Below are 18,415 nucleotides of genomic sequence, written 5' to 3' on the forward strand. Positions count from 1 at the left end.
GTCCTGGCACCCCCTTCTGGTCCTCGATCACCGTGTGGCTACCCCGCCAGGCTATCGAACTATTATTCGATAACAGGGTTCCGTCACCCAAGACCCCACGTTCGAGTGACACCCATCAAGGATTGGCGTCGGCCGGCCTGGGGAGATCTTCAGCGGGAGGCGGGCCGCTCGGGGACAGGGGCCCGCGGGAACTGACCTTGAGAGCTCGGGGCTCCAGGTCAGCACAGGGGAGGAACGGCCCCGGCGCCTTCGGACGCCGGGGCCACCCCCTGTCCGGGGACGACCCCCGGGGGGTGCCCCGACAACGATGGCAGGCGACGCCGCGAACCGCCCCGCAGCGGCCGGGACCAGGGCATTCCGAAGCGCGACGGGCACCGTGCGGCGCGCGTGGTGGTACGACGGGCGCATTCCCTGCTCCCTCCCCGACCGTGCGGGCCATGGCCGGCCGACACCCTCAGGTCCTCTGCCTGGCCTCAGCCTGGCATGTGACGCGTCCGGCCGCTGCGATTCCGGACGGAAATCGGAAAGCGCACATCACGGTTGTGTTGCCGTGACCGGCACCGGGCCGGTTGCCGCCCGGCGCCGGGCGGCAACCGTGTCAGCGCTTGGCGACGAAGACGTGCGAGGCGACCTCGGAGTCGAGCTCGGCCGCTTCCCCGCTGGAGCCGACCAGCACCCCGCCGGGCGACTCGGTCACGCTGACGACGGACCCGGGCTGCACCCCGGCTCTGCGCAGCGTGTACATCAGCTGGGCGTCGGTCTGGATCGGCTCCCCGATCCGCCGCACCACCACGGTCTTGCCCTCGGTGCCCGGGTCCAGGTCGGCCAGGCTCACCATGGAGGCGTCCAGGAACGGGTCGGCCTCGGCCTTCTCGCCCAGCTCCTCCAGGCCCGGGATGGGATTCCCGTACGGCGACTCCGTCGGGTGGCGCAGCAGCTCCAGCACCCGCCGCTCCACCGCCTCGCTCATCACGTGCTCCCAGCGGCAGGCCTCGGCGTGGACCTGCTCCCACTCCAGACCGATCACATCCACGAGCAGACACTCGGCGAGCCGGTGCTTGCGCATGACGCGGGTGGCGAGGCGGCGGCCCTCCTCGGTCAGCTCCAGGTGGCGGTCCCCCGCGACCTGGACCAGTCCGTCGCGCTCCATGCGGGCCACCGTCTGGCTGACGGTCGGACCGCTCTGGTCCAGCCGTTCAGCGATGCGGGCGCGCATGGGGACCACGCCTTCCTCTTCCAGTTCGAGGATGGTGCGGAGATACATCTCCGTGGTGTCGATCAGTCCGGACATACGTGCCCCTCGATGCTGTGACTAGAAAACGTCGTGCGATGGCCCTGCACCAATTCTGACGCATAGCGCCGACAACCGTGCCGCCTCAGTGCAAGACCCGGTGGAAGTGCGAACGGGCAGGGTCGAGGGGCGCTATTGACAGGCCACTGGTCCAGACCGCAACGTGATCGGCGGCACGGGCGTTCCCCGCCTGCCCGAAGCCCTCCCGCACCACCCGTCCCGTCCCCCGCCGAAAGGGCTCTCCCCGATGAGCGACAGCAAGCTGGCCGGTCAGTTCTTCGATGCGGCCATCGGCCTGCTGACGCGGGTGCGGGACGAGGAGTCGGACAGCATCGCCGCCGCCGGGAAGGCCGTCGCGGACACCGTCGAGTCGGGCGGCCGGCTCTTCGCCTTCGGCGCGGGCCACTCCTCGCTGGCCGCCCAGGACGTCGTCTACCGTGCGGGCGGCCTCGCGCTGATGAATCTGCTCACCGTGCCCGGTGCGGTCGGCGTGGACGTCATGCCCGCCACGCTCGGCTCGGCGCTGGAGCGGGTTGACGGGCTCGCCTCGGCCGTCCTGGACTCCAGCCCCGCCACCGCCGGGGACCTCCTGGTGATCGTCTCGCTGTCCGGGCGCAACGCCCTGCCGGTCGAGATGGCGCAGAACGCCCGCGCCCTCGGGCTGAAGGTCATCGGCCTCACCTCGGTCGCGTACGCGGAGAACACCCGCTCCCGGCACGCCTCGGGCGGCTTCCTGCGGGACCACTGCGACATCGTCCTCGACAGCAAGATCGCGATCGGCGACGCGGAGCTGACGGCCCCCGGCGTCGAGGCCCCCTTCGCCCCCGCCTCGACGGTGGTGACCAGCGCGATCATGCAGGCGATGCTGGCGGCCGCCGTCGAGCAGCTGGTGGCCCGGGGCGTCGAGCCGCCGATGCTGCGCTCGGGGAACGTCGACGGCGGCCACGAGTGGAACGGCCGGGTCATGACGGAGTACCGGGACCGGATCTTCTACCGCCACTGAGTCCGGGCTTCAGGTGGGGCACGCCGGGAGCACGACCCGGGCCGTCAGCCCGCCGCCGGGGTTGGCGCTCGCGCCGGCGTCCCCGCCGTGCGCCCGCGCCACCGACGCCACGATGGAGAGCCCGAGGCCCGCGCGCGGCGGAACGGCTCGAACAGCAGCGGCACGGTCGCCGGGTCCACCACGGGCCCGGTGTTGGCGACCTCCAGACCCTCCGGCCCGACCCGGACCCGTACCGTCCCGCCGGGGTGGTTGTGGCGCAGCGCGTTGGCGACCAGGTTGTGCACGAGGTGGTCGAGCAGGACCGCGTCGCCCTCGACCGTCACCGGCCGGGCCGCCACCTCCACGGCGATGTCCCGTTCCGCCGCCTCGGCGGCCAGCGCCTCGGTGACGGTGGTGGTGGTCTCGTCCAGGGCGACCCGCTCCCGCCGCCGCAGGCCCTCGTCGGAGACCGCGAGGAGCAGCAGCACCTCGATGAGCCGCTCGCTGCTCGCGGCGGTGTCGATGAGCTTGTCCCGGATCCAGGCGACCTTCTCGGGCGGCGGGTCGTCGGCGAGCCCGATCTCGGCGGCGGCCCGCTGCAACGGCGAGCGGGGTACGCAGTTCGTGGGCGGCGTTGGCGGCGAACCGCTGCCGGGCTGCGACCAGTTCCTGGATCCGGTCGAGCATCCCGTCGAAGGTGTCGGCCAGCTCCTTCAGCTCGCCGGGCGGGGCCTTCAGCGCGAGGCGTTCGTGCAGGTTGGAGCCGGAGAGCCGGCGGGCGCGGGCCGTGATGACGCCGACCGGCCGCAGCACCCGGCCCGCCATCCACCAGGCGAGGGCGACGGAGAGCGCGGAGTAGACGGCGAGGGAGACCCCGGAGACGGTCAGCAGCTGGCTGAGCGCGGCGTCCCCGGCGGCGGTGCCGACCTTCTGCGCGACCGCGATCTGGCCGGGTTCGAGTACCGCGGTCCGCGCCCAGTCCGACGACGGCAGAGTAGGGGTGGTGGCGGCGGAGTCCAGCCCGGGGGCGGGGACCGCCGGGGCGACGGCGGTGACGATGCTGGCGTACACGCCCTCGCTGACCAGCAGATAGACGATGGCCACGAGCAGGACGCCGGCCATGACCAGCAGTCCGCCGTACAGCGCGGCGAGACGGGTGCGCTCACTGTTCACCGGGTGCTCCCGGTGCCCGCCGCGGGGCCGTCGGGGCTGCCGTCCCCGATGCGGTAGCCGGCGCCCGGGACCGTCTCGATCACCGGGGGCGCGCCGAGTTTGGCGCGGAGTTTGGAGAGGGTGACGCGGACCGCGTTGGTGCGGTAGCTGGTGTCCTGCTCCCACACCTCCTCGATCAGGTCGTCACCGCTGGCGACCGCGCCCTCGGCCCGCAGCAGGGTTTCCAGCACGGCGAACTCCTTGCGGGAGAGAGAAAGGAAACGACCGTCGCGGCAGACTTGGCGGCGGGCGGTGTCCAGCCGCAGTCCGGCCCGTTCCAGGACCGGCGGCAGGGCGGGGCGGGCGCGGCGGCCGAGGGCCAGGACCCGGGCGAGGAGTTCGTCGTACGCGAACGGCTTGGTCAGGTAGTCGTCGGCGCCGAGTCCGAGGCCGGCCACCCGGTCCCGTACCGTCCCCGCGGCGGTGAGCATCAGGATCCGGGTCAGCAGGCGCAGGGCGACGACCCGGCGGCACACCTCGTCGCCGTGCAGCCCCGGCAGATTACGGGTGGGATCGCGGTCAGGGCGACGACGGCCGGCCTGCTCCGCGTCCTGCGCGGCGAGGTCAGCAGCGGCAGCTGGCTGAACGCGGCGACCGGCCGCTACCCCTCCGTCGTCCTCGGCCATGTGTCGGCGGAGCGCCTGGGCATCACCGCCCCGGGCCGGCAGGTGTGGATCGACGACCGCTACTTCACCGTCGTCGGCATCCTCGCCCCGCTCCCCCTCGCCCCTGAGATCGAGCGTTCCGACGCGTACGTCGCGGCCGGGCTGCTCCTGACGACCGCCGGCCTCGTCGGCGGGAACATCCGCTCGCTGCGCCGGGCACGCGGGGTGCGGCCCGGGGTGCTGCGCCGGGCGACGAGGCTCATGGAGGCCGCCGACGCGGTGGCGCGGGACCACCGCCGGGCCCTGGAGGCGGTGCGGACGGCCTGGGCTCCGCTGCACCAGGAGCTGGTGGACGGCGAGCTGGCCCGGATCCCGGTGAGCCGGATGCGGGGTCTGGCCGAGAAGCGGCCGCGGTCCCAGGAGTTGGAGGAGGGCGGCGTCCGCACGGTGCGGGACGTGCTCCACGCCGGAACGTGGGCCCTCGCGCAATTCCTGGGCATGGGACGGGACATGGCCGAGTGGACGACGGCCGCGGCCCGGCGGACGGCGGACGCGGTGGGCCGGGAGGTGACCGTACGGTTCGACGCGCGCGGCCCCGAGCCGCGCACCACCGCGCTGCTCGCCGCACTGCGGGTCCTGGTGGACGCCGGTCCGGACGCGCGGGACGCCGGACGTGTGGGCGAGGAACTGGCCGCGCGGCTGGAGCCGCTACTGGTCACCGCCGAACCCGCGGCCGGGGTCCGGGAGATGCTGCGGACGGGTCCGTACGAGCGCGACAACGTCCTGGCGGCGGTGACCGAGCTGCGCCTCGTGCTGGCCGAGGCCGAGCGGGAGGGCCTGGCGGAGCGGTTCGCCCAGGCCTCGGTCGACCTGCTGCGCGGCCCGGACGCCGACGCGGACGAGCCGGCCACCTGGGCGGACTTCGAGTCCCGGCCGACGGCTTACTACGCGGCGCTCGCGGAGGTCGTCGGGGACGCGGGCCACGAGAAGACCGCCCGCACGGCGGCCCGTACCCCCGACGGGGCCGGCCTCACGGGCAGCCGCCGACGCCGCCGGTAAGACCCCGTCGGGCCCGGCACACCCTTGCCGCCGTGGCCCGGCGGGTGGCCGGAAGCGCGCCGCACGCGAGGTGGGGGGGCCGGGCGTCGGGCCCGCCCCGTGCCCCAGCGGATGCCCGCCCAACGGCACCTCGCCCAACGGCGCCTCGCCCGGCGGCGGACCGCCCGCCGGCAGAACGCCGTCGCCCCGGCGGGTCCGGTCTTCTACGCCCCCGCCGTCACCTGGGCCAGGTCGACCGCTCCCGCGACCCGGGCCGCGACCGTCTCCGCGTATGCCGTGTCGGGGCGCTCGAAGGCGGCCCGGTTCGCCGCGCGGAGGAACGTCAGCGCGCCCAGCGTCCGGCCCCGGCTGCGGAGCACGGTGCACAGGGCGTGGGCCGCGTCCCCGGGCCAGCGGCACTCGGTCGCCCAGGCCGCCCCTCCGGAGCCCCCGGCGCCCCCGCTCGTCCGGACCGAGCCGGTGCGCTCGACGGCCTGGAGGGCCGGGTGCCCGGGGCCGTAGCGGACGGGGATCGAGCCGCCCGCGACCGGCAGACACGGGCCGGGCCCGTCCGAGGGGGTCGCGGCGGCACGCACCAGGCGCTCGCCCTCCGTTGGCCCGCCCGCCACCAGGTCGACCAGGACGTGGTCGGCGAATCCGGCGAGCGCGAAGTCCAGCAGGGAGGTCGCCGCCTCCATCGGGTCCTCGCACTCGGAGGCCGTACGGGCGGCCCGGTGGAGCTGGTTCGTCCGGAACCGCAGCCGGTCGGCCTCCTGCTCCGCGAGCCGGTCGGCGGTGACGTCCCGGAACAGCCAGCCCACCCCGAGCGGAACCGGCTCCTCCGTCAGCGGCGAGGCCAGCCGCAGGAATCCACTGCGCCAGCACCGGCGGCGCTCGCCCTCCGCCGTCCGCAGGGTCACCCACAGGTCGGCCGGGGCGCTCGGGGCGCCCTCGGCGAGCACATGGTGCAGGGCCGCCTCCAGCTCCTCGACGCCCTGGATCACCAGCTCGCCGAACGGGCGGCCGAGGAGCATGGTGCGGCCGCCGCCGAGCGCACGGGAGGCGTAGGCGTTGACGACCGTCGGGCGCAGGTCGACATCGACGAGGACCACCCCCCAGGACGCGTCCTCCAGCAGCGCCTCGCTCAGCGCGATGGCCCGCTCCAGGTCGATCCGGGCGTGCACCTCGGTGAACGCGCAGTAGACTCCGGCCGGCTTCCCGCCCGCGCCGCGCACCCCGGCGGACTGGGTCCGCACCAGCACCCGGCCGCCGTCCTTGCGCAGCAGCGCGAACTCGTGCACCTGCCGCCCCGGCGCGTCCATGGCGGACATGAGCCGCGCCCGCACCTCGTCCGCGTCGGCCCGGCGCACCGCCCAGCCCGCGAAACCGCTACGGCCCACGGCCTCGTCCGCCGACCAGCCGAGGACCCGTTCGGCCTCGCGGTTCCAGTGGGTGACCGTGCCGTCGGCGTCGAACGCGCAGAGCGCCGCGTCCATGCCGTCGAGCAGCGCCGCCAGCAGCTCGGACCCGGGAGGCTCCCCAGTGATCCCGCCCTCGCCCGCCGGGGGCCCGGGGTCCGCGGAGCACCCCGGCGGCCCGCCGCCGGAATCCTCGTCCGGCCCGAGCTCGTCGGTGGTCCCGCTGCTCCTGGAAACACCCACTCCGCACCCCCCGCAGAACGTGTCGGCCGTTTTCCCACGCGTCGCCGCGTGTACTGCTGCACGTCAGACCATTCAACTCGAACGTGACCCAGCACACATCGACTTCGCCGAAATCGTTTCTCCCACCGCTGGCTTCCCGCCGGCTGTCCGACGGCTTACCGATGGATTCGCGCCACGCCGCGAACGCGCCGCGACCGGCCCCGAGGACGCCCCCGGGCCTCTTCAACAACGTCGACCTGGTGCACGGACTGCGGCTGTCCCGGGCCGGAAGGCGGACCTGGCCGTCACCTCCGACCGGGGCCACGGCCGGCTGCGTATCCACCGCGGCGGACGCTCGTACGCCCTGGTCAGCCAACGCGACCGCACCTCGATCGCCCTGCTGGGGCTGCTCCCGACCCGGTCCGGCACCGTCACGTACCGCAAGGTCCGGAGCCTCGACCTGCCCTCCGCGTTCCTGCTCCCCGAGCGGAACGGCGCCCGGTATCTCCTGGCCTGCGGCCAGGGCGACGACGCCTTCGCCGCGTACCGGCACGGGGCGGGCCGCCGGGACAGGGCCGTTCCCGTGTACGCGGGCGGCTTCCGGGCGACGGCGGCCCCGGCGACGCTGGACGGGTCCGGGGTCCCCGACGGCGCGGCGCGGCGCGGCGGTGCCGAACGGACCGCTCGGCAGCCGGTACCCGGGCGGCCCGCTCGTCGTCCAGGACGGCGACGCCACCCCGGCGCAGGAGGGACGGGAGGCCACCGGCTTAACGTTCGTGGACCTGCGGAAGGTCCGGGGCGCGCTGGGCCTCACTCGTACCGGCGGGAAGGACGGCACCGAATAAATCGCTTGAACCACGATCCGGGACGCTCCTAGGCTGTGGAGCACACAGGAAAGGAGGTGTTCCGGAAGTGATTTCTTCTCGGACTCGTGAGGTGACCGCGGGCTGACGCCCGTCGTCGCACTCTTTTGCAGTGCATGGCCGGACGCCGGCCAATCCCAAGCAGTCACCGACCCGCAGGCTCGCCGGTAAGTCCGGCCGGCTCCTCTGTGCACGGAGGATCCAGAGCCTGCGGGTTTCTGCGTTGTCGACGCGGGTGCCGGCCGCCTACGGGCAGAGCCGCTCCACCCGCCACCCGCCGGACGTCCCCTCGCCCTCACCCTCCCTGACGTACCGCAGCCGGTCGTGCAGCCGGTTCGCGTGCCCCTGCCAGAACTCGATCGTCCCGGGCACCACCCGGAAGCCGCCCCAGTGCGGCGGGACCGGCACCTTCTCGCCTTCCGGATAGCGCGTGGCCAGCTCCTCGTACCGCGTGATCAGCTCCTCGCGGGAGCCGACGACGGTGGACTGGGCGCTGGCCCACGCACCGAGCTGGGAGCCGTGCGGGCGGGTACGGAAGTAGCCGGCGATCTCCTCGCGGGAGGTACGGGAGGCGGTGCCGGTGACGATGACCTGGCGGGCCATCGGGTGCCAGGGGAAGAGCAACGAGACGTACGGGTTGGCGGCCAGCTCACGCCCCTTGTGGGAGTCGTAGTTCGTGAAGAAGACGAAGCCGCGGTCGTCGTACTGCTTGAGCAGCACGGTGCGCGAGGACGGGCGGCCGTCCGGGGTGGCGGTGGAGACGATCATCGCGTTGGGCTCGTGCAGCACCCCGCCGGCGGCGACCTGCCGGAACCAGCGGGCGAACTGGTCCATCGGGTCGGGGCTGAGGTCACGCTCGGTGAAGTCCTCGGAGCGGTACTGCTCGCGCATGGCCGCCGGATCGGTGGTGGAATCGGTACGGGAGGACCCTGCGGAGTTACGGGAGAGCCCGGCGGAAGGAGCCTGATGGGTGGCATGACCCGGTGCGGGCACAGCGTGATCCGGAGTCGGCACGGAGTGATCTGGTGTGGGCACGGGCCCATCCTGCCGCAGTGGCCGAGTGTGCCCGGCAGGGAGGGGCCGTAACCACGTGCCGTCGAAATGGGGCCCTGTGCCGGATGTCACGCTTCCCCGTTCCATGCGAACCCGCCAATATCTTGGGGCAGGCCTCTGGCCTTCGTGCAGCGGAGGTCTCCCGGGTACACGCACGCGCCTTCGGGTACATGAACACTCCGTACGCCACGGCCGCCGACCCGGGCCTGCCGCCCGCCCGCCGCCCGCCGAACTGAGGGAGCCGCCTGATGTCCGACTTCGTACCCGGTCTTGAGGGAGTCGTCGCGTTCGAAACGGAGATCGCCGAACCGGACAAGGAAGGCGGTTCGCTCCGTTACCGCGGGGTCGACATCGAGGATCTCGTCGGCCACGTCTCGTTCGGGAACGTGTGGGGCCTGCTGGTGGACGGGGCGTTCAGCCCCGGGCTGCCGCCCGCCGAACCGTTCCCGATCCCCGTGCACTCCGGTGACATCCGGGTCGACGTACAGTCCGCGCTCGCGATGCTGGCACCCGTCTGGGGCCTGAAGCCGCTGCTGGACATCGATGAGGCGACCGCCAGGGACGACCTGGCGCGGGCGGCCGTGATGGCGCTGTCGTACGTCGCCCAGTCGGCGCGCGGTCAGGGGCTGCCGATGGTGCCGCAGAGCGAGATCGACAAGGCGCAGTCGGTGGTGGAGCGGTTCATGATCCGCTGGCGCGGCGAGCCGGACCCGAAGCACGTGAAGGCGGTCGACGCGTACTGGACGTCGGCGGCCGAGCACGGCATGAACGCCTCCACGTTCACCGCCCGGGTCATCGCCTCGACCGGGGCGGACGTCGCGGCGGCCCTGTCCGGCGCGGTGGGCGCGATGTCGGGCCCGCTGCACGGCGGCGCCCCGTCCCGGGTCCTCGGCATGATCGAGGAGATCGAGCGCACGGGCGACGCGACCGCCTACGTGAAGCAGGCGCTGGACCGGGGCGAGCGCCTGATGGGCTTCGGCCACCGCGTCTACCGCGCCGAGGACCCGCGCGCCCGCGTCCTGCGCCGCACGGCCCGCGAGCTGGCCGCCCCGCGCTTCGAGGTGGCGGAGGCGCTGGAGAAGGCCGCGCTGGAGGAGCTGCACGCGCGGCGTCCGGACCGTGTCCTGGCGACGAACGTGGAGTTCTGGGCGGCGATCGTCCTGGACTTCGCGGAGGTTCCGGCGCACATGTTCACGTCGATGTTCACGTGCGCCCGTACGGCGGGCTGGTCGGCGCACATCCTGGAGCAGAAGCGCACGGGCCGCCTGGTCCGCCCGTCGGCGACGTACATCGGCCCGGGTACGCGGGATCCGCGCGAGATCGGCGGGTACGAGGACATCGTCTCGGGCTGACGACATCGTCTCGGACCGTGGGCGGTCACGGCGCGCGGGGTGGGCCGGGCGCGGCGGAGCCGGCGGCCTTCCACCGCCGCCTCCCGGGACGGGAACCCGTGCCGCACCTGGACTTCGAGGTGACGGACCTGGATCCGAACGGGGCACCGCAGCGGTCCGGGGCATGGCGGCGGCGGTGCTCCCGGTCGGCGCGCCCCCGGGGCCGGCGACGGAGGTCTCGCCGTCACCCCGCCCGAGCACATGCCGGGGGCAGGGCGACTTCGAAGCAGCAGCAGCAGCAGCAGCAGCAGCCCAGTACATTGCGTACGGCAGTCCAGCCGTCGACGTTCCCGTTCCGTAAGAACCTGAAGCCCGTTGTGCCCACTTCGTCTTCGTAGGGTGAGTGCCATGTCCCTCACCCGTGTCCAGCGACGCCGGCCGCCCCTGCCGCAGCACCTTCCCGCCGGCCCTCACCCCGGTGTCGGGGACGGCCGCTCCCCTCGCGTCACGGGTCGGTGACGAGGTGTCCCACTACCGCGAAGGCGGCAACCCGGGAACCGTCATCGGCATACGAAGACCCTGGTGGGCCCTGTTCGGGCGGGTCTACCGGGTCCAGTGGCGCGAGGGCGTCCTCCCCGTCCCGGTGCACACCGGGCTACGGCCCGTGCCCGACACCCGGCAGACCGAAGAGGCAGGAACATGACTACGCACGATCCGCAGCAGGCAGACACTCCGAAGCGACGCCGATCGCGCGGGCCGGCGATCGCCGTCACGCTGATCGCCGCCACGCTGGCCGTGAGCACGGGGCTGTACTGGTTCCAGCCCTGGAAGCTGTGGCAGGACAAGACCGTACGCGAGGAACTGGCCGTCCCCACCGCCCCGCCGGAGACCGCGCCGCCTTCCCCCGGCGCCTCCCGGCCCCCGGCGCCGCCGGAACCGAAGACACTGGCAGCCGGTGAGCTGATCAGCCACGAGCACCGCACGACCGGCACGGTCAAGGTGGTCCGCCTGCCCGACGGCTCGCGCACTCTGCGCCTGGAGGGCCTGGACACCAGCAACGGCCCGGATCTGCAGGTCTGGATCACCGACGCTCCGGTCAAGGAGGGCAGGAAGGGCTGGAGCGTGTTCGACGACGGCGCGTACGAGAGCCTCGGCAAGCTCAAGGGCAACAAGGGCGACCAGAACTACGCCCTGCCGGCCGGCATCGACCTCGACAAGTTCACCAGCGTGAGCATCTGGTGTGCCCGGTTCAGCGTCTCCTTCGGGGCAGCCGAACTCGCCCCTGCCTGAGCCCGGCCCGGCGGGCGGCTCAGTCCCGGGTCTCGGCGCGGCGGAGGGCGATGGCGTTGTCGGTCACGGTCGCCGTCTCGCCACCGGGCCCGGTGGCGGTCCGCCGGGGCGCGTGGCACCGCTCGGTCCGCCAGCCGTCGCCGAGCCGCAGGGACGCGAGTACGTCGTCGGGGACGGGGAACCGCACCTCCTCGTGGCCGTCCCGCCAGGACCAGGGCGCGAGCGAGGCATGCTCGACCAGCACCAGGAGGCCGCCGGGGGCGACGGCCCGGACCGCGCGCCGGAGCACCTGCTCGCGGGGGATCTCCACAGGGGTGTGGAAGTAGCTGGCGGCCACCAGGTCGAAGATCCCATCGGGGAAGGACCGGGCCAGATCGTGCCGGCTCGGGTGGACGCGGTCGGTCAGCCCGGCCGCCTCGGCTCCGGCGGCGACCCGCTCCAGGGCGGTCGCCGAGACGTCGACGGCGGTGACGTCCCAGCCGAGTGAGGCGAGCCAGAGCGCGTCTCCGCCGTGCCCGCAGCCGAGGTCCAGCGCCCGGCCGCCGCCGCCGCCCGGCTCGGGGGCCAGAGCGGTGACGACCTCGGCGAGGACGACGTTGGGCTTGGTGCCCCACTGCGCGTCGACGTTGGCGTAGTGGTTCTCCCAGAAACCGGCGGAGTCGGTGGTGTCGGTGGAACCGGTGGTGTCGGTGGAACCGGTGGTGTCGGTGGAACCGGTGGAACCGGTGGTGTCGGTGGAACCTGTGGTGTCGGTGGAACCTGTGGTGTCGGTGGAACCTGTGGTGTCGGTGGTGTCGGTGCTCATGGCTGGCTGTCCCCTTTCGCTTCGGCGGCGGCCGCTCCGGGTGAGCACCCCGCTGGGTAGGGAGGTGCGTCGCGGCCTGCCGCCCGTGCAAGTCCCCATGCCGTTTCGGCAACCTGACAGGCATGGCAGCCATGAGAGACACAGCAGGGCACACCCCCGGCCCCACACCCAGGGGCAGCAAGGACGGCGTACTGGCCGCAGTGGGCCCCCGCTTGCGGGAGTTGCGACGCAGGCACGGAATGACACTCTCCGAGCTGGCCGAGCGGACCGGGATCAACGAGAGCGCCCTGTCCCGCCTGGAGGGCGGCACGCGCAAGCCCACGCTGGAGCTGCTGCTGCCGCTGGCGGAGGTCCACGCGGTGCCGCTGGACGAACTGGTCGGCGCACCCCGCACGGGCGACCCGCGCATCCACATCCGCCCGGTCACCCGGGACGGCCTCACCTACGTACCGCTGAGCCGCCCCGGCGGGGTCCAGGCCGACAAGTTGCTGATCCCGCCGAGGCCGGACACCGAGCCGACCCTGCGGACCCACGAGGGCTTCGAGTGGCTGTACGTACTGGCCGGGCGACTGCGGCTGATCCTGGGCGAACGGACGCTGGTGCTGAAACCGGGCGAGGCGGCCGAGTTCGACACGCATGTGCCGCACTGGCTCGGCCCCGACGACGACCGGACCGTGGAACTGCTGGTCCTCTTCGGCCACCAGGGCGAGCGGGCCCACCTGAGGGCCCGCCAGGAGTCGGTGCGAGCGCCGGCCGATGGGGCCACCCGCTGACACGGCATCACGCCGGCGGGCAAGAGCGTCCGCCAGTAGGCGCTGAACTGAATGGCGGCAGCAGGGCAGACACGATTCGCCCGATCATACAAACGCTCGCAGTTGACGGATGGGCACGGTAAACCGCTGGTCGCCGACCCGGCGCCGGCCAACACCCGCGACCACACACTGCCGCCCGCCCACGAAACCCCCGCATTCGATGACCTGCTGGCGGATGCCCCTGACGCGCACTGTCCAGAGGCGCGAGGATTTGTGTGATCAATTACGTGCGCGAGGCGAGAGGGCACAGGCGTCTGCCACCGATCTCGCGCAGCTCCCCGCGGCCCCTGCTGCGGTCGCTCAGACTGCCCGACCGACCCACTGCTGACCGGATCGGTCCGCCGACGGACCCGATGCAGCCTGTTGCCGCCCCGCCCGCGCGGCTCAGGCTTGGGGACATGAGCCGAGCACTGATCGTCATCGATGTCCAGGAGTCCTTCCGCGCCCGTCCGCTGTGGGAAACCACCTCCGACCTGAAGATCGCCGACCAGGTGAACCGACTGGTCCGGCTCTCCCGCCAGGCTGGGGACCTGGTGGTGTGGGTACTGCACTCCGAGCCCGGCACCGGCGGTGTCTTCGACCCGGCCCTCGGCCATGTCCGGCTGATGGAGGAGCTGGAGCGAGCGGATGGGGAACTGCTGATCCACAAGACCTCACACAACGCGTTCACCACCACCAACCTGCAACAACTCCTCACCGAGCGCGGCATCCGCGAGCTCATCGTCTGCGGAATCCGCACCGAGCAGTGCGTGGAGACCACCACTCGCGTCGCAAGCGACCTCGGCTACCAGGTCACCTTCGCCGTCGACGCGACCGCGACCAATCCCATCCCGCACCGCGACGCTCCCGCCGGCCAGAGCGTCGCCGAGCTGCTGGCCGACCCCCGCACGTTGCCTGCCGAAGAGGTCATCAGGCGCACCGAGTACGCCCTCGCCGGACGCTTCGCCACCATCGCGACGGTCGACCAGCTGGAGGCCGCAGCAGGACTTCAGACATAATGACCGAATCGTGAGCCACATCGTCTTCTTCCTGGTGCCCGGAGTCCATGTGCTGGACCTGGCCGGACCCGCGCAGGTCTTCTCCACGGCCGCCGACTTCGGGCACCCCTACACGCTCGCCTACGTCGCCGAGCAGCCACAGGTCTCCACCGCCCAGGGGCTGCCGCTGGTGGCCGGGGTCGACTGGCCCGATCTCGGGCCCGAGGATCTGATCGTGGTGCCCGGCTGGCGGACAGTCACCCCGGCCGACGCCCCTGCCATCGGCGCCGCCTCCCTGCAGGTCCTCCGGGACCACCACGCCAGGGGCGGGACGGTGGCCAGCGTCTGCGCCGGAGCCGAGGCGCTCGGCCGGGCCGGCCTGCTCGACGGCCGCCACTGCACCACCCACCACGGCGTGCAGGACGAGCTGGCCCTGCGCCACCCCAGGGCGGTGGTCGTCCGCGACGTCCTGTTCACCGCCGACGACCGGGTGATCACCTCGGCCGGCATCGCCAGCGGCATCGATCTGGCCCTGCACCTGGTCGCGACCCGGCACGGCCCGGCCGTCGCCGCCCAGGTGGCCCGGGAAATGGTCGTCTACGCTCGCCGCAACGGCCATGAACCGCAGTCCAGCGAGATGCTCCGGCACCGGTCCCACCTCGACGACACCGTGCACCGCGCCCAGGACCTCATCGACGCCCGCTTCGATCAGCCCCTCCCGCTGCCCACCCTGGCCTCGGCCGTCGGCGTGAGCGAACGCACCCTCACCCGCCTCTTCAGCCGCGCCACCGGGCTCACCCCACTGCGCTACCAGCAGACCCTCCGCCTCGAACGCGCCGAACACTTCATCAGCCACGGCGCGACGATGGACGCCGCCGCCCGCTCAGTCGGTTTCGAGGACCCGCGCATGCTGCGCCGCCTCCGCGCCCGCACGGCCTGACTGCGTCAGGCACCTGGAGGGCCGCCCCCACCCGCTGGGCCGGCGGCTGGTGAACGTACAGCGCTGCCCGCGCACCACGGACCTGGACGAGGTCGGGGACGCCACCCACCTGACGGCCTTCGAAATGCTCGGCACTTGGTCGCTGGGCGACTACGGGGGCCCGCTCAGTCTCGACTCGCGGCCCAGGGCGGCAACGGGCCGGAGACGGCCGCAGTTCTACGAGGGGTGAACATGCCCGGCTGGCATGCAGGGCTGACCTGGCGGGACGAACACGAACCGGTCATGTGGCGGGCCGACGAGACGGAGTTCGTCGCTGGGACACCGGTCGGACAAGCAGCCTTGGTGATCGAGGCCCCTGGGCCATGTCTGATCACTCCACGGTCGGGGACCGGTGGCCTATTACACAGCACCGCACACGGGGTGGCTTCTTCCGAAGTGCTCTCCTTTGAGTACCTGTTCGCGGACGCCCCCGGGCCGGCGCACGGCCCGGTGAACGCTCCCGGCGTGCGCGGCGCCGACCTCCCCGGTGCGTGCGGAGCAGATGCCGCTGCTCAGCGACATGATCGAGGAAGGGCCGGTCGGTCCGCGCTGATGGCCGGTCGGAGGCTCGACCGCGACAGCGGGAACTTCTTCGCCTCAGCGCACGGTTGCCACCGACCGGAGGGTTCACTAGCGTCCTCGCATCGCGAAGGCCCCTTTGTTCAGCGGCCCCGCGATGGTCACCGCACTTCTGTCTCCCCCTTCTCCAAAAGGACGAGCCGTGCCCCACATCGCGCTGAACAGCGATCACCCCGGAATCATCGGTTTGATGGTCCACCGGCCCGACACCGGCGGACCGCTGGGCGACCTGGCGAACGCTCTGCTCAGGGCACCGTCCTCGCTCGAACCGGGCGAACGCGAGCTGATCGCGGCGTACGTCTCGCGGCTCAACGGCACCGAGTTCTGCGCCTCCTCGCACGGGGCTTTCGCGGCCTCGCAACTGGCGGGAGGCCGGGAACTGGTCCAGGACGTGCTGGCCGACCCCGGTACCGCGCCGATCAGCGGGCGTCTCCGCGCACTGCTGGACGTGGCCGCAGAGGTCCAGAGCGCCGCGCGTCCGGTATCCGACCGAGCGATCGTGGCGGCCCGCGTCGAGGGCGCTGACGACACGGACCTGCACGACACCGTTCTGATCGCCGCGGCGTTCTGCATGTACAACCGTTACGTCAGCGGCCTCGCGACCGAGCTGCCCAAGGATGACGAGTACTACGCGCAGGCAACTCGGCGGATCGTGGCGGACGCCTACCGGGCCGGCACCCCTACCGGCATACAGGAGACTGCCGCATGACCGACACGACCCGCGGTCCGGTACCGGACCCGGCGCATCACCTGGCCTACCGTGCCTGCCGGGAGAACATCACGCGGCTCGTCACCTCGGATCTGTCGGTCGCGGAGCTCCCCGTGCCGGCCTGTCCCGGCTGGAGCGTGCGTGATCTTGTCAGCCACCTCGTCCTGGTCTGTCGGATGGCCGTCGACGAGTATCCGGGCGAGCTCAGTGACCCGCCACCCCCGCCTCCAGGTATTCCTGTCCACGAACTCGTCGTCACCTGGGCTGCACTGGAGGAGCATCTGCCGGGAGTTCTGGCGCGCGCGGATTGGCTGCGTCGCCGCATCCTTCCGCTGGACGTGCTCTCGCATGAGCTCGATCTCCGTACGGCACTCGGCCTGCCCCCGCCCGACGGTTCCCCCGCCCTCGCCGACGCGCTGGATCTCGCTGTGGGGGGCTTCGCCCTGTCGCTGCACGAACGCGGTCTGCCGACATTGCGCGTCCGGACACCCGACCGGGAGTGGACGGCTGGGGAGGGTGAACCGGCCGCCACGCTCTGCGGCGGCAGTCTGGACGTCTTCCGCGCTCTGACGGGACGACGCACGGTCCGTCAGATCGCTGAGCTGTCCTGGAGTACCTCGCCGGCATCGTGGCTGCCCGCGTTCACGTGGGGCCCCTTCACACCGCCGACGCGCGCGGTCGAAGAGGCGGCGCCCACCCCCATGGAGCCGGACCGGCATTCCGGCACCTGATGGTCGTCGCCACCCGGCGTTCCGGGTGGCGACGACCACCGGAGCCCACGGGCCCGGGGCGCAACGCTCAGTCCACGCTCTCCAGCCGTCGGCGGCGCTCGCCGGCGGGGCGGGCCGGACGCGGCGCGGAACACGATGGGCCGAAAACCACGTCCCCGCCCGCATCCGCGAAGGGGACAGCGTCGCAGTCCTCTACGCCCTGCTGGGCCGGACGGCCTCGGCCGGGTCGCGGAGCCATACCTGCTGTCCCCGGTCGGTCACGGTCAGCCCGAACTGCTCGGCGTCGGGCCGCCCCACCGACTCGTACTCCCACCAGACCTGCTCGATCTCCTCCCACAGAAACCCGGGCCCGTACTGCCACACCCCCTCCCCCGTGGCAGCCGTCGCAGCACCCCCGCCCTCACGGGTCACCCACACCTGGACACCTTCGGCGGTGTCCTGGTGGATGAGCCGCACGCCGGGCAACCGCGCCCCCGCGTACAACGCGAACCCGAGGTCGAGGAGCCGGGCGGGATCCAGGCCCGCCGCGCGGGCCCGCCCCTTGCCCCGCACGTCGTGGAGGTCGGGTACGCGATGGGAGCGCATCGGCATGTACGTGGCCCCGCCGCGGAACGGCCCCACCGCCGTACCGTCGCCCTGGACACGGAGCTGGACCAGCGCACCCGACCAGAACTCCCGGGCCAGCGGGGCCACGACGACCCCGCCGGGCCGGACCTGCCGCAGCAGCCCGTACGGGACGTACCGCACCGCGCACGTGGCGATCAGCCGGTCCACCAGCCCCAGGCCGGGCCACGGCCGCTCACCGTCCCCGACCCGCAGACGCGGCCGGTACCCGGCCTGCGCCAGAGCCTCCCCCGCCTGCCGGGCCACGACCGGATCCAGCTCCACACTGTGGACCAGATCGTCACCGAGCCGCTCGCAGAGCAGCGCGGCAACGTACCCGGTGCCGGTGCCGATCTCCAACACCCTTTGGCCATCCGAGACTTCGAGCAGGCCGAGCATGCGGGCGACCATCGAGGGCATCGAGTTCGACGACGTCGCGACACCGGGCCCGCCCTCGGCCCCGCCGTCGAGCTGCGTGACCACCGGTTCGTCGCTGTTGACCAGCGCCAGCCACGCATCCGTCCCCACCACCGGCTCGCACCGGTCGGGCAACTGCCGCCACACAGCCGCCGGAACGAACCGGCTGCGCGGCACGGCCTCGAACACCCGCCGCCAACGGGCACCAAGCAGCCCACGGTCGGCCAACTCCTGGACCAGCGCCGGATAGGTGGACACCTGGGGTGCCGTGCTCACGGCTGCGGAACGAACGTGGGACGGCTGCCGTCCGGAGACGGCTTCGGCTCCGACGGCGGAGTCCACGGCTTGTCCGACGGAGGACCGCCATGCTTCCCGCCCTCGGCCTGCACGGGGTCGGTGCTCATCGTCATCGTCCATCTCCTCTGCTCTGTGGAACGGTTCGATCGGCGGGGCGGCGGTGCAGCCGGTAGATCCCGTACGGCGGGAAGAGGCCGACGC

At 72.8% G+C, this 18,415-nt stretch carries 16 protein-coding genes and 2 pseudogenes; 11 read left to right on the forward strand and 7 right to left on the reverse strand.

Translation table 11 applies throughout. The annotated features are described in order from the left end of the window. Nucleotides 1-598: 598 nt before the first annotated feature. Complete coding sequence (locus tag B9S58_RS36000; protein WP_103536066.1) at nt 599-1,291, reverse strand: metal-dependent transcriptional regulator; 693 nt, start codon at nt 1,289-1,291, stop codon at nt 599-601. A 247-nt stretch (nt 1,292-1,538) separates the two neighbouring features. On the opposite strand from B9S58_RS36000, the gene B9S58_RS36005 reads away from it, so the two are divergent. After that, a complete protein-coding gene (locus B9S58_RS36005) occupies nt 1,539-2,294 on the forward strand; it encodes an SIS domain-containing protein (protein WP_103536067.1) in 756 nt (251 codons plus the stop codon). Nucleotides 2,295-2,303: 9 nt separating this feature from the next. Here the strand turns inward: B9S58_RS36005 and B9S58_RS36010 are convergent. Continuing rightward, nucleotides 2,304-3,446, reverse strand: a pseudogene (locus tag B9S58_RS36010) (sensor histidine kinase). After that, nucleotides 3,443-4,111, reverse strand: coding sequence for a response regulator transcription factor (locus B9S58_RS36015; protein ID WP_103536068.1), 669 nt, complete (start codon nt 4,109-4,111; stop codon nt 3,443-3,445). Before B9S58_RS36015 ends, B9S58_RS36010 begins: the two are co-directional and overlap by 4 nt. Here B9S58_RS36015 and B9S58_RS36020 point away from each other — a divergent pair. Further along, nucleotides 4,025-5,149, forward strand: a complete 1,125-nt coding sequence (locus tag B9S58_RS36020) for a hypothetical protein (protein ID WP_258045245.1) — start codon at nt 4,025-4,027, stop codon at nt 5,147-5,149. The genes B9S58_RS36015 and B9S58_RS36020 overlap by 87 nt on opposite strands. A gap of 203 nt (nt 5,150-5,352) precedes the next feature. On the opposite strand, the gene B9S58_RS36025 is transcribed toward B9S58_RS36020, so the two are convergent. Together B9S58_RS36025 and pdxH are read right to left on the reverse strand one after the other, a co-directional pair. Beyond that, a complete protein-coding gene (locus B9S58_RS36025) occupies nt 5,353-6,789 on the reverse strand; it encodes a PAS domain-containing protein (RefSeq protein ID WP_103536069.1) in 1,437 nt (478 codons plus the stop codon). A 1,088-nt stretch (nt 6,790-7,877) separates the two neighbouring features. Next, on the reverse strand, nt 7,878-8,522 hold the full coding sequence (gene pdxH, locus B9S58_RS36035; protein ID WP_103536070.1) for a pyridoxamine 5'-phosphate oxidase: 645 nt from the start codon (nt 8,520-8,522) through the stop codon (nt 7,878-7,880). 410 nt (nt 8,523-8,932) lie between these two features. Here pdxH and B9S58_RS36040 point away from each other — a divergent pair, with 410 nt between their 5' ends. The 3 genes from B9S58_RS36040 to B9S58_RS36050 all read left to right on the forward strand — a co-directional run bounded on the left by B9S58_RS36040 (nt 8,933) and on the right by B9S58_RS36050 (nt 11,305). Further along, on the forward strand, nt 8,933-10,036 hold the full coding sequence (locus B9S58_RS36040) for a citrate synthase 2 (protein WP_103536071.1): 1,104 nt from the start codon (nt 8,933-8,935) through the stop codon (nt 10,034-10,036). A 400-nt stretch (nt 10,037-10,436) separates the two neighbouring features. Next, the gene (locus B9S58_RS36045) at nt 10,437-10,718 is read left to right on the forward strand and encodes a hypothetical protein (RefSeq protein ID WP_103536072.1); all 282 of its coding nucleotides are present in this window, start codon (nt 10,437-10,439) and stop codon (nt 10,716-10,718) included. Continuing rightward, a complete protein-coding gene (locus tag B9S58_RS36050) occupies nt 10,715-11,305 on the forward strand; it encodes a DM13 domain-containing protein (protein WP_258045243.1) in 591 nt (196 codons plus the stop codon). The genes B9S58_RS36045 and B9S58_RS36050 overlap by 4 nt, the downstream gene beginning before the upstream one ends. Nucleotides 11,306-11,324: 19 nt before the next feature. Here B9S58_RS36050 and B9S58_RS36055 read toward each other — a convergent pair whose 3' ends face one another. Continuing rightward, nucleotides 11,325-12,110, reverse strand: coding sequence for a cyclopropane-fatty-acyl-phospholipid synthase family protein (locus B9S58_RS36055; protein ID WP_103536073.1), 786 nt, complete (start codon nt 12,108-12,110; stop codon nt 11,325-11,327). Between the two features lie 122 nt (nt 12,111-12,232). Between B9S58_RS36055 and B9S58_RS36060 the strand changes: the two genes are divergently transcribed. From B9S58_RS36060 to B9S58_RS36090, 6 genes and pseudogenes are all read left to right on the forward strand, one after another. Continuing rightward, nucleotides 12,233-12,883, forward strand: coding sequence for a helix-turn-helix domain-containing protein (locus tag B9S58_RS36060; protein ID WP_374935741.1), 651 nt, complete (start codon nt 12,233-12,235; stop codon nt 12,881-12,883). A gap of 437 nt (nt 12,884-13,320) precedes the next feature. Beyond that, entirely contained in the window at nt 13,321-13,920 is a 600-nt protein-coding gene (locus tag B9S58_RS36070) for an isochorismatase family protein (protein ID WP_103536075.1), read from the forward strand. A 10-nt stretch (nt 13,921-13,930) separates the two neighbouring features. Continuing rightward, the gene (locus B9S58_RS36075; RefSeq protein WP_103536076.1) at nt 13,931-14,839 is read left to right on the forward strand and encodes a GlxA family transcriptional regulator; all 909 of its coding nucleotides are present in this window, start codon (nt 13,931-13,933) and stop codon (nt 14,837-14,839) included. 10 nt (nt 14,840-14,849) lie between these two features. Then, nucleotides 14,850-15,014 (forward strand): annotated as a pseudogene (locus B9S58_RS36080) (alanine--tRNA ligase-related protein); the annotation flags it as partial. A gap of 585 nt (nt 15,015-15,599) precedes the next feature. Next, nucleotides 15,600-16,166, forward strand: coding sequence for a carboxymuconolactone decarboxylase family protein (locus tag B9S58_RS36085; RefSeq protein ID WP_103536078.1), 567 nt, complete (start codon nt 15,600-15,602; stop codon nt 16,164-16,166). After that, a complete protein-coding gene (locus B9S58_RS36090) occupies nt 16,163-16,897 on the forward strand; it encodes a maleylpyruvate isomerase family mycothiol-dependent enzyme (protein WP_103536079.1) in 735 nt (244 codons plus the stop codon). Before B9S58_RS36085 ends, B9S58_RS36090 begins: the two co-directional genes overlap by 4 nt. Before the next feature lie 192 nt (nt 16,898-17,089). Here the strand turns inward: B9S58_RS36090 and B9S58_RS36095 are convergent, their stop codons facing one another. Next, a complete protein-coding gene (locus B9S58_RS36095; RefSeq protein ID WP_258045244.1) occupies nt 17,090-18,193 on the reverse strand; it encodes a methyltransferase domain-containing protein in 1,104 nt (367 codons plus the stop codon). Between the last annotated feature and the right edge of the window lie 222 nt (nt 18,194-18,415).

Origin of the sequence: Streptomyces sp. SM11, from assembly GCF_002910905.1 — a bacterium.
Classification (GTDB): Bacteria; Actinomycetota; Actinomycetes; order Streptomycetales; family Streptomycetaceae; genus Streptomyces.

Excerpts from the sequence above, each read along its gene's own strand:
- B9S58_RS36000 (WP_103536066.1), bottom strand. The coding sequence starts at position 1,291 with ATGTCCGGACTGATCGACACCACGGAGATGTATCTCCGCACCATCCTC.
- B9S58_RS36005 (WP_103536067.1), top strand. The coding sequence starts at position 1,539 with ATGAGCGACAGCAAGCTGGCCGGTCAGTTCTTCGATGCGGCCATCGGC.
- B9S58_RS36015 (WP_103536068.1), bottom strand. The coding sequence starts at position 4,111 with ATGGCCGAGGACGACGGAGGGGTAGCGGCCGGTCGCCGCGTTCAGCCA.
- pdxH (WP_103536070.1), bottom strand. The coding sequence starts at position 8,522 with ATGCGCGAGCAGTACCGCTCCGAGGACTTCACCGAGCGTGACCTCAGC.
- B9S58_RS36040 (WP_103536071.1), top strand. The coding sequence starts at position 8,933 with ATGTCCGACTTCGTACCCGGTCTTGAGGGAGTCGTCGCGTTCGAAACG.
- B9S58_RS36050 (WP_258045243.1), top strand. The coding sequence starts at position 10,715 with ATGACTACGCACGATCCGCAGCAGGCAGACACTCCGAAGCGACGCCGA.
- B9S58_RS36055 (WP_103536073.1), bottom strand. The coding sequence starts at position 12,110 with ATGAGCACCGACACCACCGACACCACAGGTTCCACCGACACCACAGGT.
- B9S58_RS36060 (WP_374935741.1), top strand. The coding sequence starts at position 12,233 with ATGGCAGCCATGAGAGACACAGCAGGGCACACCCCCGGCCCCACACCC.
- B9S58_RS36070 (WP_103536075.1), top strand. The coding sequence starts at position 13,321 with ATGAGCCGAGCACTGATCGTCATCGATGTCCAGGAGTCCTTCCGCGCC.
- B9S58_RS36090 (WP_103536079.1), top strand. The coding sequence starts at position 16,163 with ATGACCGACACGACCCGCGGTCCGGTACCGGACCCGGCGCATCACCTG.